At 69.0% G+C, this 20,699-nt stretch carries 13 protein-coding genes; all 13 read right to left on the bottom strand.

Going from position 1 to position 20,699, the window contains the following annotated elements:
* Window positions 1-223 precede the first annotated feature (223 nt).
* Window positions 224-2,428 carry a type II secretion system secretin GspD gene (gene gspD, locus ACMZPQ_RS17620; RefSeq protein ID WP_197582707.1) on the bottom strand — a complete coding sequence of 735 codons (2,205 nt, stop codon included), beginning with the start codon at window positions 2,426-2,428 and terminating at the stop codon, window positions 224-226.
* Between the two features lie 9 nt (window positions 2,429-2,437).
* Window positions 2,438-3,232: a type II secretion system protein, XpsN-like gene (locus ACMZPQ_RS17615; RefSeq protein ID WP_197582708.1), complete on the bottom strand. Its 795-nt coding sequence runs from the start codon at window positions 3,230-3,232 to the stop codon at window positions 2,438-2,440.
* A complete protein-coding gene (gspM, locus tag ACMZPQ_RS17610) occupies window positions 3,222-3,953 on the bottom strand; it encodes a type II secretion system protein GspM (RefSeq protein WP_197582709.1) in 732 nt (243 codons plus the stop codon). The genes ACMZPQ_RS17615 and gspM overlap by 11 nt, the downstream gene beginning before the upstream one ends.
* On the bottom strand, window positions 3,928-5,073 hold the full coding sequence (locus tag ACMZPQ_RS17605) for a PilN domain-containing protein (RefSeq protein WP_197582710.1): 1,146 nt from the start codon (window positions 5,071-5,073) through the stop codon (window positions 3,928-3,930). Before ACMZPQ_RS17605 ends, gspM begins: the two co-directional genes overlap by 26 nt.
* Entirely contained in the window at window positions 5,070-5,933 is an 864-nt protein-coding gene (locus ACMZPQ_RS17600) for a type II secretion system protein GspK (protein ID WP_197582711.1), read from the bottom strand. The genes ACMZPQ_RS17605 and ACMZPQ_RS17600 overlap by 4 nt, the downstream gene beginning before the upstream one ends.
* A complete protein-coding gene (locus ACMZPQ_RS17595) occupies window positions 5,930-6,562 on the bottom strand; it encodes a type II secretion system protein J (RefSeq protein ID WP_197582712.1) in 633 nt (210 codons plus the stop codon). The genes ACMZPQ_RS17600 and ACMZPQ_RS17595 overlap by 4 nt, the downstream gene beginning before the upstream one ends.
* Window positions 6,559-6,984, bottom strand: coding sequence for a type II secretion system protein XpsI (xpsI, locus tag ACMZPQ_RS17590; RefSeq protein WP_197582714.1), 426 nt, complete (start codon window positions 6,982-6,984; stop codon window positions 6,559-6,561). Before xpsI ends, ACMZPQ_RS17595 begins: the two co-directional genes overlap by 4 nt.
* Complete coding sequence (gene xpsH / locus ACMZPQ_RS17585) at window positions 6,981-7,475, bottom strand: type II secretion system protein XpsH (RefSeq protein WP_197582715.1); 495 nt, start codon at window positions 7,473-7,475, stop codon at window positions 6,981-6,983. Before xpsH ends, xpsI begins: the two co-directional genes overlap by 4 nt.
* Before the next feature lie 5 nt (window positions 7,476-7,480).
* Window positions 7,481-7,924 (bottom strand): type II secretion system major pseudopilin GspG, encoded by a 444-nt coding sequence (gene gspG, locus ACMZPQ_RS17580; RefSeq protein ID WP_004154150.1) that lies wholly within the window; start codon window positions 7,922-7,924, stop codon window positions 7,481-7,483.
* Window positions 7,925-7,973: 49 nt separating this feature from the next.
* Window positions 7,974-9,194 carry a type II secretion system protein XpsF gene (xpsF, locus tag ACMZPQ_RS17575; RefSeq protein ID WP_197582716.1) on the bottom strand — a complete coding sequence of 407 codons (1,221 nt, stop codon included), beginning with the start codon at window positions 9,192-9,194 and terminating at the stop codon, window positions 7,974-7,976.
* A gap of 24 nt (window positions 9,195-9,218) precedes the next feature.
* Entirely contained in the window at window positions 9,219-10,940 is a 1,722-nt protein-coding gene (gene gspE / locus ACMZPQ_RS17570) for a type II secretion system ATPase GspE (RefSeq protein ID WP_197582717.1), read from the bottom strand.
* A 135-nt stretch (window positions 10,941-11,075) separates the two neighbouring features.
* Window positions 11,076-12,968 (bottom strand): S8 family serine peptidase, encoded by a 1,893-nt coding sequence (locus ACMZPQ_RS17565; protein WP_197582718.1) that lies wholly within the window; start codon window positions 12,966-12,968, stop codon window positions 11,076-11,078.
* Between the two features lie 157 nt (window positions 12,969-13,125).
* Complete coding sequence (locus ACMZPQ_RS17560) at window positions 13,126-20,304, bottom strand: ESPR-type extended signal peptide-containing protein (protein WP_197582719.1); 7,179 nt, start codon at window positions 20,302-20,304, stop codon at window positions 13,126-13,128.
* Window positions 20,305-20,699: the final 395 nt, after the last annotated feature.

The raw sequence follows: 20,699 nt of genomic DNA, 5'->3' as shown, positions 1-20,699 counted from the left end.
TCGAAAAGACCTAGAGCCGAACGGTCGTCCGCGCCGGGCTCTCGGCACCTAAGGTGCCAGAGTCGGAAGAGATAAGAGCCGAGCCATGCTCGGCTCAGATATCTCGGATCTCGAAATATTCGATTTCGATTGAGATTCATCCACGCATGGCGTGGATCTACCGTGTCGACCCAGGTCGACACCTACCCACAGGATGCCGGGGCGCCGCCCGGCCGTAATCCCCTTACTTCTTTGCGCGCGGCTGGTTCAGCGGCTCCATCGCACGGAAGCGCTGGCTGTACTCGTCGGTCAGATTGCGTGCCTCCAACCCGTTGCGGACGATGCTCGGGGTCAACAGCACGATCACTTCCGAACGACGGCTGGTGCGGGTCTTCTGCCCGAACAGCGCGCCGACCACCGGGATCCTGCTCAGGCCCGGAATGCCGCTGCTGCCGTCGGTGGCCGAATCGGTGATCAGGCCGGCCAGCATGATGGTGTCACCACTCTGCACTGCCGCCTCGGTCGACAGTTTCTTGGTCGAGATGCGCGGGTTGCAGTTGCGCTCGGTCGGGTTGCAGTTCTCTGGCACCTCCGAAGCGCTGCTCACTTCCTGCACGATGTCCAGGAACACCGTGCCGTCGCGGGTCACGCGCGGGCGCACCTTGAGGATCACGCCGGTGTCGATGTACTGCACCGAACTGTAGGTACCGGTACCGAGGCCGGTGTTCACCGTGGTGGTGTTGATCGGCACCTTGTCACCGACGTTGAGCGTGGCTTCGGCGTTGTTGCGCACGAACACCGAGGGGGTCTGCAGCAGGCGCACGTCGGTGACCTTGTCCAGCGCGCTCACCACGGCCGCGCCGTTGTGGCCGGTGAACGCCCAGCCGACGCCATCGGCGCCGGTGACTGCACCTGCAAGGCTGCTCCACGAGCCGCCGGCCGCGGCCGGCAGGGTCACGCCGGCCAGTGCACCGGTCAGGGCGCGCCCGGCCACAGCGTTGTCGAAGAACCAGTTCACGCCGTACTTGAGATCGCCGGTCAGCGCCACTTCGGCCACTTGGGCTTCGATGTGTACCTGCAGTGGCATCACGTCCAGCTTCTCGATCACTTCACGGATCGAACGCCACGCCTGCGGGCTCGACCGCACCAGCAGGGTGTTGGTTTCCTCCACCGCCGACACGCCGACACGGTCGCCCTCCACCTCCAGGCTGACGCTGACGTTGCCGGACTGCCGCTGCGGCAGGTTCATGCTGCCACTGCCACCGCTGCTGCCACCGGAACTGCTGCCCGGCGTCGAGCCGAAGCTGCTGCTGGTGCTGTCCATGCCGCGGTCGCCGTCGCTGCCCAGCTGCGACGGAATCGCACCGGGTGCCAGCCCCGCCGGGCTGGAACCACCGCGGTTGCCGCTGCTGGCGAAGGCTTCGCTGAGGCGCTCGGCCAGATCACGGGCCTTGATGTAACGCAGTTCATAGGAGAACAGGCGCGCGCTGCCCCCGGCGGTGTCGATGCGGTCCAGCCACTGCTGGATCTGGTCCAGGTAGCGCACCTGCGGGGTGATCACCAGCACCGCGTTGGCGTTTTCCAGTGGCAGGAAGCGGAACATGCCAGCGCTGGGGGTCTTGCTCTCCTCGCCGAACACCTTCTCCAGGTCGGCGGCGACCTGCTCGGCCTTGCCCGACTGGATCGGGAACACGCCCACCGACATGCCCGACAACCAGTCGACGTCGAAGATCTCGACCGTGCGCATGTAGTTTTCCAGCTCGGCGCGGGTGCCGCCGAGGGTGATCACGTTGCGGCCGCTATCGACGTTGACGATGGCGTTGGGCCGCGCATACGGCTCCAGCACCTTCTTCATCTCCGTGGCGGAAATGAACTGCAGGGGGATCACCCGCACTTCAAAACCACGGGCGCTGGCTGCCGGTGCGGTACTCGGCGCGACGGTGCCGGCCAGGGCCTGGTCGGCGGCAACGATGTTGTAGCGACCGCCGCTGTAGACCATGCGCGCGTTGTTCCAGCCCAGCACCATTTCCAGCAGGTTCAATGCCTGTGCCGGTGATACCGGCTTGGGCGTGGCCAGGGTGACCGTGCCCTGCACGCCCGGCGCGATCACATAGTTCTGGCCCAGCATGTCGCCGAGGATGGCCTTGACCACCGCATGCACGGACTCACCTTCAAAGTTGAAGGTGGCCTCGCCGGTACTGGCCCCATGCAAGGCTGGCGCCGGTGCGCGTGCCGCTTCACGGTTGATCATGGTGCCGGTGCCGCGACGGATCACCGCCTGCGGCGCACCTTGGGCGTCGCGGGCCGCATCGGCGGCCACTTCTGCCGCTTGTCCGGCAGGAGGCGTGGCCGACAGATTGCCGTTGCGCTGCACATGCGGTGCGGAAACGGTACTGCAGCCGACCAGCAGCGCGAGGGCAAAGGACCAGGGAAGAAAACGCAGGCTCATGCATTCACTCTATCGGTTGGTGCCATCGCCCGGGGGCGGCGACGGTTGTTGCTGCTGTTGCAGCTGGCGGCGACGGGCCTGGATGCGTTCGCGGATGGCCTGCATCTGCGCTTCGCTGGGGCCGTTGTTGTTGGCAGGCGGTGTTGTGGCGGCAGCCGCCGCCGCAGCCGACGCTGCGGTTGCGGGCATATCGGCCGTGCGCGGGGCCGCAGCCGGCGGCACCTGCGCCGCAGCCGGTGGCTGTGGAGGTGGCGGCGGCAGGTTTCCTGGCACCGGCGGCGCGCCGTTGGCGCCACGCAGTACGGTGGGCGGTTCACCGCCCTGGCCATTGAACACCGCCAGTTCCAGTACCTGACTGCCGCCCGGGCCGATCACCGTGGCCTGGCGTGGCTCCAGTGCGACCAGCTGCCAGCCATCCACGGCATCACCATTGAGGCGCAGGCGCAGCGAGCGGTTCTGTTCGGTGGTGAAGGTAGCCATGCTGAAATCGCGGGTAAGCAGCACGCCGGTCAGGCGCAGCGCAGCACTGGCGGCAGGTTCACTGCCTCCCAGCAGGTAGGGGCGCGGCATGCGGTCTTCGGCAAACAGCGGACGCGCACCGATCGCGCTGTAGCTATCGGCACTGGCGATGCGTTCGGCGCCCAGCGGCGGCAATGCGGGCAGCGATGGCGCGGCGTCGGAATCGCCACCGGCGCCGGGCAACTGGCTGCCAAGGCCGAAGCCGGTCGCCAGCCAGACCGCCGCCGCCCAGCCTGCCAGCGCCAGCAGGAAGCCGGTGCGCAGGCTGATCGGCTCACGCTTCATCGGCCACCTCCTGTCCTTCGACCGGCGCGGCTTCTGCCGGCGCGGGCGTCGCCGCCGGCGGTGAGGGCCCCACCGGCGCGGCGTCCGGTGCCGGTGCTGCGGGGGCACCTTCGACGGGCGCGCCCTCGGTCGCCGCACCGGGCATCAGGTAGCCCGCCAGTTCAAACGACACATCCAGGCCCAGCCCGGACTCGTTCGGAGATTGCTGGAAGCGCTGTGCGATCAGGTTGAGGTTGTCGACGAACAGGCGCGGGCTGCCGGTTTCCAGGCTGTGCAGCACCGTGGCCAGTTCGGCCACGCCGCAGCGCAGGCGCACCTGCATGGCCACGCGGACGAACTCGGCATCGCGCCGGTTGTCGGTGAGCGGTGTGCGGTTGCTGATGGTGCAGCTGCGGTTGCCCGGGCTGGCCATCGCCACCGCATCCTGCAGTTTCGCGCCCAAGGCGGCGGCCGCCGCTTCGGCGGTGGCTTCGCGCAGGAAGCCCGGTCGCTGCTGCAGGGCTTCGCGGGTCGCGCGCAGGCGCTGTTCGATCTGTGGCTTCTGCTGCAACTGTGCCTGCACGCGCGATTCGCGCTCGCGCAGCGCCGCCACATCGGCATCGATCTCACGCAGCGGCTGGGTGAACCACGGGTGCACCAGCAACAGGTAGGCCAGGCCCAGCACTGCCAGCAGCAGGGCCAGCGCCAGCCAGCGATCACGGCGCGCGCTTGGCATCGGCATCGGCCGCCTCCCGGGTCGGGGCCACAGCCTGCAACGGCTGCAGTTCGGCGGACAGGGTGAAACGATCGCGGCCGCTGGCAGCACCATCGGCCTGCAGCACACCGGTCAGGTTGACCTTGCGCCACTGCGGTGCGTCCTGCAGCAGCTGCACCAGCTGCGATGCCTCACGGCTGAGCCCGATCAACTGCAGGCTGTTGTTCTCGATCGCCAGCTTTTCCAGGTAGGTACCTTCCGGCAGGCGCCGGGTCAGTTCGTTCCAGATCTCGACCGTACCCGCACGCTGGTTGCGCTGCGTCTCCAGGAAGGCGGCGCCGTCGATCAGCGCCTGCAGCTGCGCACGCTCGCTGGCCACGCCGCGCGCACTGCGCGCACTGCGCTCGACCTCGGCACGCAGTGCGTCGGCGGCCGCGCGACGGTTGTCGAGCAGCTGCAACCCACCCAGCACCAGCATTACCGCAGCCGCTACCACCAGCAGCAGGTTCCAGCGCCCCATCGGATCAACCCGCAGCTGGCGCTGCGCCGGTGGCAGCAGGTTCACCCGCAGGGTGTTGCCCTGCGCGTCGATGACATCGACGCCGGCCAGCACATCGGCCCATTCGCCCGCGCTGCTGCGCCAGGCGTCCAGCTGCCGCAAGGGCCACGCCACCAGTTCGACCTGCAGCTGGCCTTCGTCTGCGGCGCCGAGCTCGCGCACGTCATAACTGACCTGGCTGGATTCGAACGGCGTCTGCCGGTCGATCTCGAAACCGACCACTGCCCGCAGACGGTCGGCGGCGGCCGCTGGCAGGCGCAGTGGGCGGCGCAGCACATCGTCGGCCGGCAGCAGCCACACCCGCGGCAAGCCGCGCAGGCGTGCTTCCAGCACACGATCCAGTTCAGCCGGTGACAGTGGCCATGGCAGCCGCGCCACCGATTCACGCCGCTCGCCGGCCTCGCGCTGGACCAGCAGCTGGTCGCCCTCGCGCTGCAGCAGCAGACGCGCCTGCGCCCACCCCAAAGCCCACTGCCAGCGGGCCGGCACCCAGGCCAGCAGCGATTGCCGCCACCAGCGCAGGAAACGACCGGCGCCGGGGCCGATCCGGCCCTGCACCTGTCGCAGATTGTCCTGCCAAGCCGTCATCTTGCTGTCATTCCCTGCTCCCAGCGAAGCACTGTGTAGGACCGCCCGGGAACCCCGCCCGAGCCATTGCGTACCACTGCCTGCAGCACCGAGCGGCGTCCACTGCCATCGGTGACACGGGACTCGATACTATAGGTGCCACTGCTGCTGGCAAGCGTCGGCGTACCACCAGCGGTATCGGCGTCACGCTCCTGCTGTGCGCGCTGGGCCAGCACGGTGTCCGCATCCAGCCCCAGCGCGGTCAGCACCGGCGGGCTGGCAAACTGCGGATCCGGCCGCGCCTGGCGGCTGTACAGGGTCAGATGGGGCAGCATGGCCTGGTACAACGGCCCGCGCATGCCCAGCACCCGCTGCAGCTCTGCCAGCGTCTCAAATCGCTTGTTGCGCGGCCCATACGGCAGGCCTGCCGCCGCATAGTCAGGGGCTTCGGCGCCACCACCGGGTTGCAGCAGGCTGTCTTCATCACGCCAGTCGACGATGGCGCCGGCCAGTTGCCGGGCTTCGCCGTCCTCTTCGCCCAGGGCCTTGAGGAAGGCGGTGAGCAGGGCCACGTCGGCCAGGTTCAGGTTGATCTTGCCGTTCTCGTCCCGCACCTTGATCTCGATGGCGGCATCGTCGAACTGCCAGCGATAGGTGCGGCCATCGGCCCGCCACGGCGGCCGCTGCGGATCGGCGGACAGGCGTGTCAGTGCATACTCCAGCCCGGCCCGTGCACGTTCCTGGCCACGTGCATCGTCGTCGAGCACCCGCTGCTGCAGGTGCTCGACCCGTGCGCTCAGCGCAAAGGCGCCGACCAGCGCGGTCATCAGCGCGATCAACCACAGCACCAGCACCAGCGCGGCGCCCTGCTGGCGGTTCATCGCGCGCCTCCACTGCCACCGGCGCGCGGCGCCACCACCAGCGGCGGCCAGGGTGCGCCCTTGGCCGGCACGATCTGGATCTCCACCAGCATCGGCAGGCGCCGGGTGTCATCCCAGCGTGGCATCCAATCGGTGACCTGGCCGGTGCTGGCGTCGATGCCGCGATACCGCATCTGCACCGACTTGAGGTTCTCCACCAGTACCTCCGGCGGGCGTGGCGGGTTCTCGGCGATGCGTTCGCCTTCCTGCAGCAGGACCAGATCCAGCAGCAGCCGCTGTTGGCCGCTGCGACCGTCCACCTGCAACGCGTGCAGGTAGGCGCCGCCCCGGCCGAGGTAGCCCGGCAGATCGGCGGCGAACAGCATGCGCTGCTCCTCGCCCTGGAAGAAGATCGGTTCGCGGGTTGGATCAAGTGCTTCCAGCGGCGTGCGCAGCGCGCCGGTCAACTGCCGCCGCAACAACGACTCCACGGCGCGCATGCGTTCGCTTTCGGCGGCGATCTGCTCGCCACGCTGGCTGACCGCCATCGCCGAGCGCACGCTGGCAAACGCCAGCGCCAGGCCACCGGCCAGCAGCACGGTGGCCAGCATCACCTCGACCAGGGTAAAGCCTGCCGCGCGGCGTTTCATCGCGCCCTCTCCAGGTCAGGTGGCAGCAGCCGCAGGCTGCGCCAGCGCAGTTGTTCGCGTTCGCTGTCGCCCCAGCGGACCTGCAGCTGCAGTTCGGCCAGCCACGGCGCACCCGGTGATTGCCCCTGCACCTGCGCGGCGTTGCCGGCACGCGGCTCCACCCACGGCTGTACCTGCAGTTCCCAGTGGTAGCGGCCCTGCTCCCACTCCCCCTGTTGGCGGCCGACCTGCAAGGGTGCGGCGACGCCGGCTTCGGCCAGCAACGACTGCGCGTGCAGCACCGCGCGCGTACGCACCGCGGCGTCGCGCACCTGCTTCGCCCCCCCCGACAGGCTGCCCAGCAGCAGGGTCAGCGCCAGCCCCAGCAGGGCGAAGGCGATGATCACTTCCAGCAGGGTGAAGCCACGCGCGCGCCGCTTCATGGCGCCCGCCATGGGCCTGAGCGGACCTCACCGGTCAGCCAGCCGACATCGATGCGCCATTCGGCGCCATCGCGCTGAAGGCGGATACGGCCACCACTGGAGCCGCCATCGGGATGGAACTCGATTACGCCCTGGCCGGGCGCGGTGGCCAGCTGCGCGGCCCCTTCGAACTGCACCTGCAGCTGCGCCGGTATATCGCCCTGGCGCTGGTTGGCGCCTTGCCAATGGCGTCGCGCCGGTTCGATCACGAAGCGCTGCGGCTCACCGCGGGCAATGGCCTGCGCGCGCACCATGCGCAGCTGGTTGGCGATATCCTTGCCGGCGCTGCGCAGCTGCATGCCGGAAAATCCGCGCGACAGACCGGCGGCGGTGATCAGGCCGATCGCGGCAATCAGCGCGATCACCAACAGCATTTCCAACAGCGACAGGCCTGCCGCGCGCCTGCCGAGCAGGCGCGGGCGTGGCAACCGGCGCGGCAGGAAATGCGTCATGCAGTTTACGGCTGGTAGCGGATGTCGGCGTCGACGCTGCTGCCACCGGCCTTGCCATCCTTGCCCAGGCTGACCAGTTCATACGGCTGGCCTTCGCCCGGTGCGCGGTACTCCAGCGCGTGGCCCCACGGGTCATTCAGGTCTGCCGGCTTGGCGTACGGGCCCAGCCAACCGCCGACACCGGCCGGTGCGGTCACCAGATCATTGAGCGAGCCCGGCAGCTTGCCGGTGTCGATCTGGTAGTTGTCGATCTTGGACGCAACGGTCTGCACCTGCGCCTTGGCGATGTTGGCCTTGCCGCGATCGGCACCGCCCAGCACGCGGCTGGCGACCAGGGTCAGCACCGCGCCGATCAGCACGATGACGATGATGATCTCCAGCAGGCTCATGCCCGACTGGTTGCGTGCGGCGGTGAAGGAAAGGCGGATCGGTCGACGGGAAGCAATCATGGACGGTCCTTTCTGTTGCGGGGTGTCGGGGTTGCGCAGGGTTCCATCGTCAACCGATGGCATTGGTCAGGTCGTACAGCGGCACCAGCACGGCGACGATCACCGCACCGACTACCGAGGCCAGCACCAGGGTGATCGCCGGCACCATCGCCGCCAGCAGCCGGTCGATGCGCCGTGCGCTGTCCTGTTCAAACGTGTCGGCGGCCTTCAGCAGCATGGTATCGAGTGCACCGGATTCCTCGCCAACCTGGATCATCTGCAGCGCCAGCCGCGGGAAACGCTTGCCGCGTGACAATGCCAGCGACAGGCCGGCACCGTTCTTCACTTCATCGGCGGCGGCTTCGACATCGGCGGCCAGCGCGCGGTTGCCCAGCACGTTGCGGGCGATGCCCAGCGCGCCGAGCAGCGGTACGCCGTTGCGCAGCAGGGTGCCCAGCGTGCGTGCCAGCCGTGCGGTTTCCAGTTCGCCGAGCAGGCGGCCGATACTGCGACGCTGCAACAGCCAGCCATCCAGCGCCAGGCGGAACGCCGGTTGCCGTGCCTTGCGCTCGAAGAACAGCGCCAGCAGCGCCGGCACCACCAGCAGCAGGACCCACCAGTCGCGTACGAACAGGCCCAGCTGCAGCACTGCGTTGGTGAACCACGGCAGGGCCACGTCCAGGCTCTCGTACATCTGCGCGAACTGCGGCACCACGTAGCCGAGCAGGAACAGCAGCGCGCCACCCACCACCACCAGCAGGATGGCCGGATACACCAGCGCGTTGATCACCTTGCCCTGCAGCGCGCGGCTGCGTTCAAGATAGTCGGCCAGGCGCTGCAGGGTTTCATGCAGGCTGCCACCGGCCTCGCCGGCACGCACCATGTTCACGTACAGGCGCGAGAACAGCCCATGTTGGCGCTCCAGTGCGGTCGACAGCGGCGCACCGCCGCGCACCACGTCGCGGATGTCGGTGATCGCGCGCCGCGAGCGTTCGTCTTCCGGCAGGCCGAGCAGGATCGACAGCGCGCGGTCCAGTGGCTGGCCGGCACCGAGCAGGGTCGCCAGCTGTTGGGTGAACTGCAGCAATGCCGCGCCCTGCAACGGACGCTGGCGCAGCAGGTTGCGCCAGCTGCTGCCGCCGATCGCGCCGCCATCGGCCAGCTGCGTCTCCATCGGCAGATGGCCCTGGTCCTGCAGGCGCGCGACCAGTTCGGCCTCGCTGGCCGCTTCCATCTGCCCGTCGAAGATCTCGCCGTGCGGATTGAGCGCTTTGTAGCGGTAGTTCGGCATGTCAGCCCCGGCGTCCTGCGCGCATCAGCTTTCCTCGGTCACGCGCAGCACTTCCTCGATGGTGGTCTGGCCACTGAGCGCCTTGGCCAGGCCATCTTCGTACATGGTGCGCATGCCGGCTTCGCGCGCGATGCGTTCGATCTCGCCCATGCCGTCGCGGCGCATCACCGCGCGGCGCAGCGCGTCGTTCATCACCAGGAATTCCATGATGGTGGTACGGCCAAGGTAACCGGTTGGCGCCAGCGCCGAGGGCTTCGGACGGAACAGGTGGATCGGCCCCTGCGGCTGCAGGCGGCGCAGTTCGAAGCGCTCGATTTCTTCCGGCGAAGCTTCGTAGCGCTCGGCGTGGGTCGGCTCCAGCCGGCGCACCAGGCGCTGGGCCAGGATGCCGTTGATGGTGGAGGTGAGCAGGTAGTCCTCCACGCCCATGTCGAGCAGGCGGGTGATGCCGCCGGCCGCGTTGTTGGTATGCAGGGTGGACAGCACCAGGTGGCCGGTCAGCGCCGACTGGATGGCGATGCGCGCGGTCTCCAGATCGCGCATTTCGCCGATCATGATGATGTCCGGGTCCTGGCGGACGATGCTGCGCAGCGCGTTGGCGAAGTCCAGGCCGATCTGCGGCTTGGCCTGGATCTGGTTGATGCCTTCGATCTGGTACTCGACCGGATCCTCCACCGTGATGATCTTGACGTCGGCGGTGTTGAGCTGGCTCAGCGCGGTGTACAGCGTGGTGGTCTTGCCCGAACCGGTCGGGCCGGTGACCAGCAGGATGCCGTGCGGTTGTTCCAGCACTTTGCGGAACTGCGGCAGGAAAACATCGGTAAAGCCGAGCCGATGGAAATCGAACACCACCGTTTCGCGGTCGAGCAGGCGCATCACCACGCTCTCGCCGTGCGCGGTCGGTACGGTGCTCACGCGCAGGTCCAGCTCCTTGCCCTGCACGCGCAGCATGATGCGGCCGTCCTGCGGCAGGCGGCGTTCGGCGATGTTGAGCCGGGCCATGATCTTGATGCGGCTGATCACCGCGGCGGTCAGGTTGGCCGGCGGGCTTTCGCCTTCCACCAGCACGCCGTCGACGCGGTAGCGCACCTTCAGCCGGCTCTCGAACGGTTCGACATGGATATCCGAGGCACGCAGCTCCACTGCACGCTGGATCAGCAGGTTGACCAGCCGGATCACCGGCGCCTCGGAGGCGAGATCGCGCAGGTGCTCGATGTCGTCGACCGCACCACCCTCGCCGTCGGCGGTCTCGACGATCGCGCCCATCGCGCTGCGGCCCTGGCCGAACCAGCGCTCGACCAGGTCGTCGATCTCCGCGCGCATGCCCAGCACCGGCGTGACCGGCACGCCCAGCGCGAGCTGCACCGCCTGCTGTGGATACGGGTCGTGGGCGTCGGCCAGCCACAGTCGCACGCCCTGTTCATCCAGTGCCAGCGGGCAGACGTGGAACTGCTTGAGGAAGCGCAGCGACAGCGGCAGGCCTTCGGCCAGACCCTGCGGCGGCGCCTCCGGCAACTGCTTGCCCTCCAGCAACGGCAGGCCCAGCACGTCGGCACTGGTCTGCGCCTGATCGCGCTCGGACACCAGGCCCAGCCGCACCAGCAGGCCAAGCAGACTGCCACCGGCCTCGGCGTGCAGCGGCCGCGCCCGCGCCAGATCCCCTTCCTTGAGACGGCCGCGCGCCAGCAACGCATCCAGGATGCGTCCTTCGACGTCGTCGGCAGCGGTTGCAGCAAGCGCGTTCACGTGACTCTCCTGTCGATCGGCCCGACTTTAGCAGTTAAGCCATGATTTCCGCCGCCCGGTCGCCACCTTTCGCAAAAAAACGAAGCCCGTCACACGGATGACGGGCTTCGGCCATTCAACTACGACACTGCGCGCTTACTGCGTGGCGAGAATGCTCACGCCGCTGTAGGCCGCCTCACCCACGACCTTGATGTAGTAGGTACCTGCGGTTGCGGCGGTCACGCGCACCGTTTCCGAGGTGCCCGGGCGGGTCGAACGCGCATCGTTGTCGGTGGCGCCCGGCTCGCGGCCCTTGGCCAGGTACACCGAAACGTTGCCGGTGCCGCCATAGGTGATGACGCTGAGCTGCTTGCCGGCCGTGGCTTCGAAGCTGTACAGCGCGCTGCTTCCGGCCGCACCGCTCAGGCCACCGATGGCCACCTTGTTGGTCAGCGGCTTGGCCACCGGGCCGCAGTTCTCGGTGCACGGCTCTTCCAGCGCCTTGTCCAGCGCGGCCTTGGCATCGACGATGCCGGTGCCGATCGGGGTGGCCGACGGGATGCTGACCGGGAACGGGCGCGCGGTGTCCTTCAGCAGTGCGCGCATGTCCGCCGGCGTCAGCGGATCGCGGTTGGCAGCGATCAGCGCGCTCTGCACCAGCGCGGCGACGGCCGCCACGTGCGGTGCCGCCATCGAGGTGCCGGCCAGGCCACCGATGGTGTAACCGGTGGTGGATCCGGCAGCCGGCGGCGAGGTCTTGTTGCTGGAAAGCGCCTGCCACACGTAGCCATTCGGATTGCCATCGGTGACGCCGCCGCCCGGGCCGGACAGATCGATGCGGGTACCGAAGTTGGAGTAGTAGGCGATTGCACCGGTGATGCCGGTGGCACCGACCGAGACCACGCCCTCGCAGTTGGCCGGACGTGCGTTGGCCACATTCATCGCGTCGTTGCCGGCTGCCACGACCACCACGGTACCGCGGTTGGTGGCCCCGGTGATGGCCGCCTGGTACGCCGGATCACAGCTGCCGGAACCGCCGAGGCTCATGTTGATGATCTCGGCCGGGTTCTGGTTGGCCGGGATGCCGGCCACGGTGCCACCCGAGGCCCAGGTGATGGCATCGGTGATGTCCGACAGGGTGCCGCCGCAGTAGCCGAGCACGCGCACCGGCAGCACCTTGGCCTTGTAGGCCAGGCCGGACGCCATCAGGCCATTGTTGGTGGCCTCGGCGATGGTGCCGCTCACGTGGGTACCGTGCCAGCTGCTGTCACGCACCGGCGAGCCCTGGTAGCAGGCATTGGCGGTGGGCATCCAGTCGCCGTAGTCGAGCGCACCCGGCACGCGGCCATCGGCCGGACGACGCGAGCGGCTGGCCTGGCTGATGAAGTCGTAGCCTTCCAGCAGGGTGCCTGCGGCGAAATCGGGGTGCTCCGGCAGGATGCCGGTGTCGATCACCGCCACCACGATGCCCTCGCCCTGCGAGACGTCCCACGCGGCCGGCGCGTTGACGCCGCCAACCGGGTTGTGGAAGTGCCAGTTGTGGCTCTGGTAGTTCGGATCGTTGGGCACGAAGGTCGGCGACGCATCGGCCTTCGGTGCAGCGTCCAGGCGTGCGGTCGAGGCGGCGTCGATCGGGTACATGACGGCGTCGGCCACCGCGTATTCAACGGTCGGATCGGCCTTCAGTTCGGCCAGCACCTTGTCCAGCTCGGCGCTGGCGATGCCGCCCTGCAGCCGGATCAGGTCGGCCCCGATGCCGAGCTTGCGCGCCACCTGCGGACGCAGCGCGGCACTGCGCGCCGCCGCGTTGGTGCCGCCCAATGCAGCACGCGAGACGGCTGCGTTGACCACGGCCAGCTTGGCGTTGGCATCGGCAGCAGCGGCGCTGCCGGCGCGGTACTTCACGATGATGCCTTCGACCTGCTGCGTCTTCGGGCCGGACAACGGCGCACTTACCTTCAGGTCGGCGGCCTGTGCCAGGCCAACACCGGTCAGCGACAGCACTGCGGCTGCCAGAACATTGATGCGAAGGTTCTGCTTCTTGATCACGTCGAGTTCCTCTTCTGGGTCATGGATCGAACCAACACTGCGGCCATCATTCCTTGACGACTCCCGGCCGGCCCAGCCGGGATTGCCGTGACCTCCCCCCAGGCCCTCGTTGCAGGTGCTGCGCCGGCGTGGGTGGCCGCCGGCGCGATGGAGTGGCTTACCAGCCGAAGCCGGCACCGACGCCGACCGAACTGTCGTCGCTGCTGAACGCACCGCCGAAGGTGACCGTGGCGCGATCGCTGATCGCACGCTGGTAACCCAGCGACAGCGCCGATTCACCGCCCTGGAAACCGATGCCGACGCCGACCCGGTTCTGGGTGCGGATACCGGCGGCACTGGTGGCCATGTTGAGCATTGCGGCGCTCATCGCGCCCTGGCGGTCGATGCGGCGATCCATGTGGCGCAGGCGTCCGTCGATCTCGCCCTTGAACACATCGAAGCTGTCGGAGACAGCCTGCACGCGGCTGTCGGTGTAGCTGTTGGCGGTGGCCATGCCACGGTCGAGCTGGCCCTTGTTGACGGCATCGGTGGCCGTGGTGCCCGCCGCCACATTGGTGACCTGGCGTTCGCTGCCCTCACTGCCGACCGAGACCGTATTGGCACGGTCGGCGACCGAACCCTGGCCCAGCGCCACCGCGTTTGCGGCCGTGGCATTGGCGCCCTGGCCGATGGCCGTGGACGAGGCGCCACTGGCAACCGCGCCATCGCCCATGGCGACCGCATTGAGGCCGGTGGCCGGGGTGCCGACCGGAATCCCGCTCCCCACCGCCGCCGCCGTCGGCGTGCCCTGCACACGGGCCGCGCTTGCCGGAGCAGCATCTGCCGTCACCGGCGCATCCGCCGCGCTGGCCAGCATGTTTTCATCCAGCGAGGCACTCATCGAACGCAGGCTGGCCGTTCCCGAACGCGTGCCACCGGCACTACGGCGGTCGATCTCGCTGACCTTGCGGTCCAGCGCACCCAGCGCATCGCCGACGTTGCTGTAGGTGGCACCCTGGATCACGTAGTTCGGCGCCACGAACACGCCCTGCATGCCAACGCTGGCGCCACCGCCGAGGAAGCTGGCGGCATCGCTGAGCGACTGGAACAGCTGGCCACCATTGATCGCCTGGCGGCTGCCGGCGGCGATGCTGCCGGCACCGACGTTGTCGATGGTGGTGCCCTGGAAGCCGGACAGGGTCAGGCGGTCACGGCTGGCGTCGTCGTAGCCGACTGCGCTGGCCGCCGTGGTTTCCACCGTCGCGATGCGCGAATCGAAGTCACCCACGCGGGTCTCCACCGCACCCACGCGCTGATTGGTGACGTTGAGCTGCGAGCCGGTCACCGCATCGGTGCTACCGGCGCCAATGCGGCCATCGGCCACGTTGACGATGCGGCGCGTGGCCGGACCATCGGTGCCGTTGCCGCCACCGACCGACACCACGTTGGCATCAAGTGCGCGCGAGCCCGCACCCAATGCCACCGAGTTCGCACCGCTCGCACCGGCACTGCTGCCCAGCGCCAGCGCACCGTTGCCGATGGCCGCCGCGTTGGCACCCAGCGCGTTGCTGCGCGCACCACTGGCATTGGCACCCGAACCGAGCGCGGCCGCATCGCTGCCGCTGGCACTGGCGGCGCCGCTGCCGGTGGCCTTGACGTAGCGGGCGGTGCCATCGGCGGTTGCCGCGACGGCATCGAGCTGGCCACGGTTGACCGCATCGGTGCGCTCGGTACCGGCGGCGACGCGGGTGATCTGACGATCACTGGTGCTGCTGCCGACCGACACCGTGTTGGCACGATCGGCCACCGAGCCCGAACCCAACGCCACGCTGCCGGCGGCGCTGGCGGTGGCACTGACACCCACCGCCGTGGCATTGGCGGCGGTGGCCTTGCTGCCGTAGCCGACCGCGGTGCCGAGGCGACCGCTGGCATCGGCGTAGCTGCCGAGGGCCGAGGCACCGTCGGCAGAGGCACTGGCGCGGAAGCCAGTGGCCTGCGACTGCGTACCGGTGGCGGTGGCCTGCGCACCGCTGGCGGTGCTGTAGGCGCCCTTGGCCTGGGCGCCCGCACCGGTAGCACTGGCGCCGGTTTCGCTGGCACTGGCGCCACTGCCCACGGCCACGCTGTCGACACCGCCCGCCTGCGCGGCGTTGCCCAATGCGGCGGCATTGCCGCCGGTGGCCAGCGCATCGAAGCCGACCGCCGTGGCGTTGGCGGCCATCGCATTGGCGCCACTGCCCAGCGCGGTGGCACCATTGCCGATTGCATTGGCGGCATTACCGGCCGCCAGCGCGTTGTCACCGTCCACCAGTGCACCGGCCTCACCGTCGGCATTACCGCTGGCCTGGAACTGGCGGCTGGTCTTGTCGGCGACGCTGGCCACGGCATCGAGTTGGCCCCTGTTCACCGCGTCTGTGGCATCGGTACCTGCCGCGACGTGGGTTACCTGGCGTTCGCTGCCGGCCTTGCCGACGGCAACGGTGTTGTCGCGATCTGCCTTGGAACCCGCACCGAGAGCGACGCTGTTGCTGCCGTTGGCGGTGGCGTTGGCACCCAGCGCGGTCGCGTTGGTGCCGGCCGACCACGCGTTCCAGCCGATGGCGGTGGCGTAGTCCTCGGTGGCCCATGCACCCGCACCGAACGCCGCCGCACCGGTACCACTGGCACGCGACGGAATCAGGCCGAAGAAGGTGCTGCCGCCGATGGCGACGCTCTCCTCGCCACTGGCTTCACTGGACTGACCCACGGCCACCGCGCCGGTACCGGCCGCGGCCGCACCGAAGCCGACCGCCGTGGTGTTGGCACCGCTGGCCGCCGAACCATAGCCGAGTGCGGTGCCGAGGCGACCGCTGGCTTCGGCGTAGCCGCCCACGGCGGTGGTGCCATCGGCGGACGCCGCACTGCGGAAGCCGCTGGCCAGCGCCTGCGCACCGCTGGCGTTGGATTCGGTGCCGTTGGCGGTGCTGTAGACACCGCTGGCCTGTGCACGCGCGCCCACCGCGCTTGTCCCTACCTCGCTGGCGCTGGCGCCACTGCCCAGGGCCAGGCTGTCCTCGCCGGTGGCCTGTGCCGTGCTGCCCAGTGCGGCTGCGTTGGTGCCGCTTGCCAGCGCATCGATACCGACTGCGGTGGCATTGGCGGCCAGCGCATTGGCACCGCTGCCCAGTGCCGTGGCGCCGTTGCCGATTGCGTTGGCGGCGTCACCGGCGGCGAGCGCATTGTCGCCCTCCACCAGGGCGCCGCTTTCACCATCGGCATTGCCGCTGGCCTGGAACTGCCTGCTGGTCTTTTCAGCGGCGGCGGCGACGGCATCGAGCTGGTTCTTGTTGACCGCATCGTTGCCCTGCGTGCCATCGGCCACGTTGGTGATCTGGCGGGTGTTGCCGCCACCGCCCACCGACACGGTGTTGTCGCGGTCGGCAATCGAATCCGCGCCGAGTGCCACGCTGTTGTCCGCGCGCGATTCCGCCGCATTGCCCAGCGCGGTGCTGTTGATGCCCGGCGACCAGGCGCCGCCGCCCACCGCGGTGGAGTAGTTGCCCGAGGCTTCGGTGGCCAGCGTGCCGAACAGCGAACCACCGACGGCGACACTGTTGGTACCGGTGGCGAGACTGCCCTGGCCGGTCGCAGTGCTGTAGGCACCCGAGGCTTCCGAATCCCCACCCAGTGCCACGCTGTTGGAGCCGGAGGCATTGGCGAAGTTGCCGAACGCAGTTGCGTTGAAGGCCGTGGCCTGGGCATAGCCGCCGATGGCGGTGCTGTAGCCACCGCTTGCGGTGGCTGCGATACCGAACGCGGCCGCTGCGGTGCCACTGGCGACGCTCTCGCTGCCGACCGCGGTGGCAGCGCTGCCGCTGGCATTGCTGAAATAGCCCACCGCGACCGCTTCTTCGCCGGAGGCTTCGGACAACACGCCGCTGGCGGTGCTGCCGGCGCCGCTGGCGATGCTGGCGGCGCCGAATGCCGCGCTCTGTTCGCCGCTGGCTTCGCTCTCGGCGCCGTGCGCGGTCGCGTACTCACCGGTGGCCTGTGCATTGGCACCGACCGCACTGGCATTGGCGGCGGTCGCCAGTGCATTGAAGCCGATCGCCTGCGCATTGCTGGCCAGCGCATTGGCACCGCTGCCCAGTGCGGTGGCGCCGTTGCCGATGGCATTGGCCGCATCACCTGCGGCCAGTGCGTTGTCGCCCTCCACCAGTGCACCGGCTACATCGTCACCATTGCCGCTGGCCTGGAAGAAGCGGCTGGTGGTGGTGGCGGTGCTGGCCACGGCCTCCAGCTGCGCCTTGTTCACCGCATCGGTGGCCTGGGTACCAGCGGCGACGTTGGTGATCTGCCGCTCATTGCCGGTGCTGCCCACCGACACCGTGCGTGCACGGTTGGCCACCGAACCGGCACCCAGCGCGACTGCGTTGCTGGCACTGGCATTGCTGCCCGCACCCAGCGCGATCGCGCTCTCAGCGCCGGCCACGGTGTTGGTACCGATGGCGATGCTGTTGAGATTGTTGCCGAGCGCCTGGAAACCGAGCGCGACGCTGTTGTCGCCATAGCCGAAGGCACCGCGGCCGAGCGCGGTCGCGCTGGTTCCGTTGGCCCAGCTGTTGTAGCCGATCGAGGTGGCACCGCTGCCGCTGGCCCAGGCCGCGTTGCCGAACGCCGAGGCATTGGTGGCGGTGGCCCAGGCACCGGAACCAAAGGCGCTGGCGCCGCTGGCGGTGGCCCAGCTGTAGCCGCCCACGGCGGTGCTGTCATCGCTGCTGGCGAACGCGCTGTCTCCCACGGCCACCGCGTAGCTGCCCGTTGCGCGCGACTTGCCGCCCGCAGCGAAGCTGTTGTCACCGCTGGCCTTGGCCGCAGTGCCGAACGCGCTGCTGGCAGCACCGAGGGCCTGCGCGCCGCTGCCGACCGCCGTGGCATCGGCAACCGCAGTGGTGCCGACCTGCTGCGCCTTGCCGTCGGCGCCGATGATCGGCTGGTTGAATTCGTCGTAGGCCTGGCCAAGGCCACCGATGGCGACGCCGCCGTTGCCAGTGGCCGTGCTGTTGCGGCCCACTGCCACGCTGTCATCGCCGATCGCCGACGCGGCCGCACCATGGGCTACTGCACCGGCACCGATCGCATTGCTCGACGAACCGGCGGCGATGGCGCCCTCGCCCTCGGCCAGCGCGCCGGCATCGCTGTCGGCCTCCGGCTGGGCCTGGAAGAAGCGCGCGGTACTGTCGGCGGTGTTCGCCACCGCATCCAGCTGCGCCTTGTTCACCGCATCGGTGGCTTCACTGCCTGCAGCGACGCTGGTGATCTGGCGCTCGTTGCCGGCACTGCCGACCGCAACGCTGTTGGCACGCACCGCTTCGGAGTTCGCACCAAGCGCCACGCTGTTGGCGCCGCGTGCGGTGGCGTAGTAGCCGACTGCGGTGCTCTGTGCACCACTGGCCCAGGTCTGCGCGCCGAGTGCACTGGCGTTCTCGCCCGGCGCATAGGCGAAGTAGCCCACCGCAGTGGCTTCGGCACCGGATGCTTCGCTGAGGCTGCCGTTGGCGACCGCGCGGTCACCGCTGGCAATGGCACCGGCACCGACCGCCGTAGCGGCTTCGCCGCTGGCCTGGGTCTGCACGAAGAAGCCCAGGCCGGGAATCAGGTCGGCCGGGCCACCGATGGCGACGCTGCTGGTGCCGGTGGCGGTGCTCTGCGTGCCCAGTGCCGTCGAGTAGTCGCCGATGGCATTGGACACCGCACCGAACGCCGATGCCTGCGCGCCGGAGGCATAGGCGCCCACGCCGTAGGACGACGCGGCAAAGCCGCTGGCTTCGGCGCTGGCGCCGACCGCAGTGCCACCAACACCGGCACTGGTGGCGCCGGTTTCGACCGGTACGCCACCACTGGTGATCAGCGGGTTGCCGTTGGCATCCACGGCGGCGCCACCGACAGCCACGCTGCCCGGGCCATTGGCCTGGGCGTTGTTACCGAATGCCGCGCTGTTCTGGCCCGAGGCCAGCGCGTTGTTGCCGACGGCAGTGGCGTTCTGTGCAACCGCCGTGGCGCCTGCGCCGACCGCAGTGGTGCCGTTGCCGATCGCATTGGCAGCCTCGCCGGCGGCCAGTGCGTCATCCCCCTCGGCCAGCGCACCGGCATCGCTGTTGCTGCTGCCGGTGGCCTGGAAACGCTTGGCGGTGGCATCGGCCACGGCGGCAACGTCCTTCAGCTGGCCGACGTTGACCGCGTCGGTATCTTCGGTGCCGGCGGCGACGCTGGTGATCTGCCGGGTCAGGCCGTACTCGACGGCACCGACGGACACGGTATCGACGCGATCGGCCAACGAGCCGGCGCCGAGCGCCACGCTGCCGGTAGCCACCGCGGCGGAATTGGAGCCGAGTGCGGTGCTGTATTCCCCCACCGCCGTGCTGAACGCACCGACGGCGATCGAGGCTTCGTTGGCGGCGGTAGCGCCGCGACCCACGGCGGTGCTGCCCGGGCCCATCGCCACGGCACCGCCACCCACGGCAGTCGCGCCGTCTGCGGTAGCTTCGGACAATGCACCGAGCGCGGTGGCCGCGCCGTTCTCGCTGGCGGCGGTGGCGCTGGCACCCACGGCGGTATCGCCCAGGCCGAACGCTGCCGCGCTCTGCCCCACCACCACGCTGGCATCGCCGAGCGCCAGGGCGCCCTGGCCGAAGGCGCTGGCACCGATGCCGGCGGCGATGGCCTGGGTACCAATGGCCGTGGTGGCGTTGGCCAGCGACTGCGCGCCCGCACCGGCCGCCAGTGCCCCCTGACCGTCGATCTTCGCCGCGTCGCTGTCATCGCCTGCGCCGTCGGCCTTGAAATAGCGGTTGCCGTCTGCGGCAACATCGGCCAGCGCGGCCTGGGTGGCCCGCGCCTGCGCATCCAGCTGCGCCTTGTTCACTGCGTCGGTGCCCTGGGTGCCTGCCGCGACGTTGGTGATCTGCCGCTCCTTGCCGGCATCGCCGACGGACACGGTGTTGGCGCGCGTGGCCTTGGAGCCGGCGCCCAGTGCCACGCTATTGGCCGCCGTCGCGCTGCTGTTGCTGCCGATCGCCACCGCATTGCTGCCCTTGGCACTGGCGGAGCCTTCCACCAGGCACTTTTCAAGAAGCTTGCCGCTGAACGCCACGCAGGTCGCGCTGCCGCCGATCTGCACCGACTGTGCAGCGGCGCTGCCGCTCATGCCCAACCCCATGACCAGGCCCAGTGCCACTGCCAGTGCGGCGGGCGTGGCCTGTGTGCTGCGGCGCTGGTCGACGACCCCGCCACCGCTGCTGCCGGCGGAGGCCAGTTCCGAGGCCACCACCAACTGCCCCAATGCTTTGTTCCAGACCTTGCGATAAATCCGATTCATCGGTACGGCTCCTGATTGGACTGGTTTTGGGCAAAGCAACGCCACCGCTGGGCTTTCCGGCCCAACGTCCCCTGGGGGCGTTTATTCGCGTGATTTACTGCGGGGTATTGCCGAACGGCGCGCAGCGACAGAAAACCGAGCGCGTGCGCCAACCGGTTACTGCGAAATGAATGCTTCTGAAACGGGGTTCAAGTGTTAACGGCATCTTTGCAGATCGTCAAGACTTTGACACGGCAAATCCTATTGCCGTGAAGCAGTTCACTATTTCACCTGTTTACATAGTGATTTCGTTATATTCGCGTGACGGACTATCGACGCCATGTAAACGCGTGTAACTGATGGTTGCGGCACGCATTTCTGACCAACCAAAGAAAAACCCGACAGTTGCCTGCCGG

Source organism: Stenotrophomonas maltophilia (assembly GCF_047497515.2).
Lineage (GTDB): Bacteria > Pseudomonadota > Gammaproteobacteria > Xanthomonadales > Xanthomonadaceae > Stenotrophomonas.
This window is presented reverse-complemented; position numbering and strand designations above follow the sequence as displayed.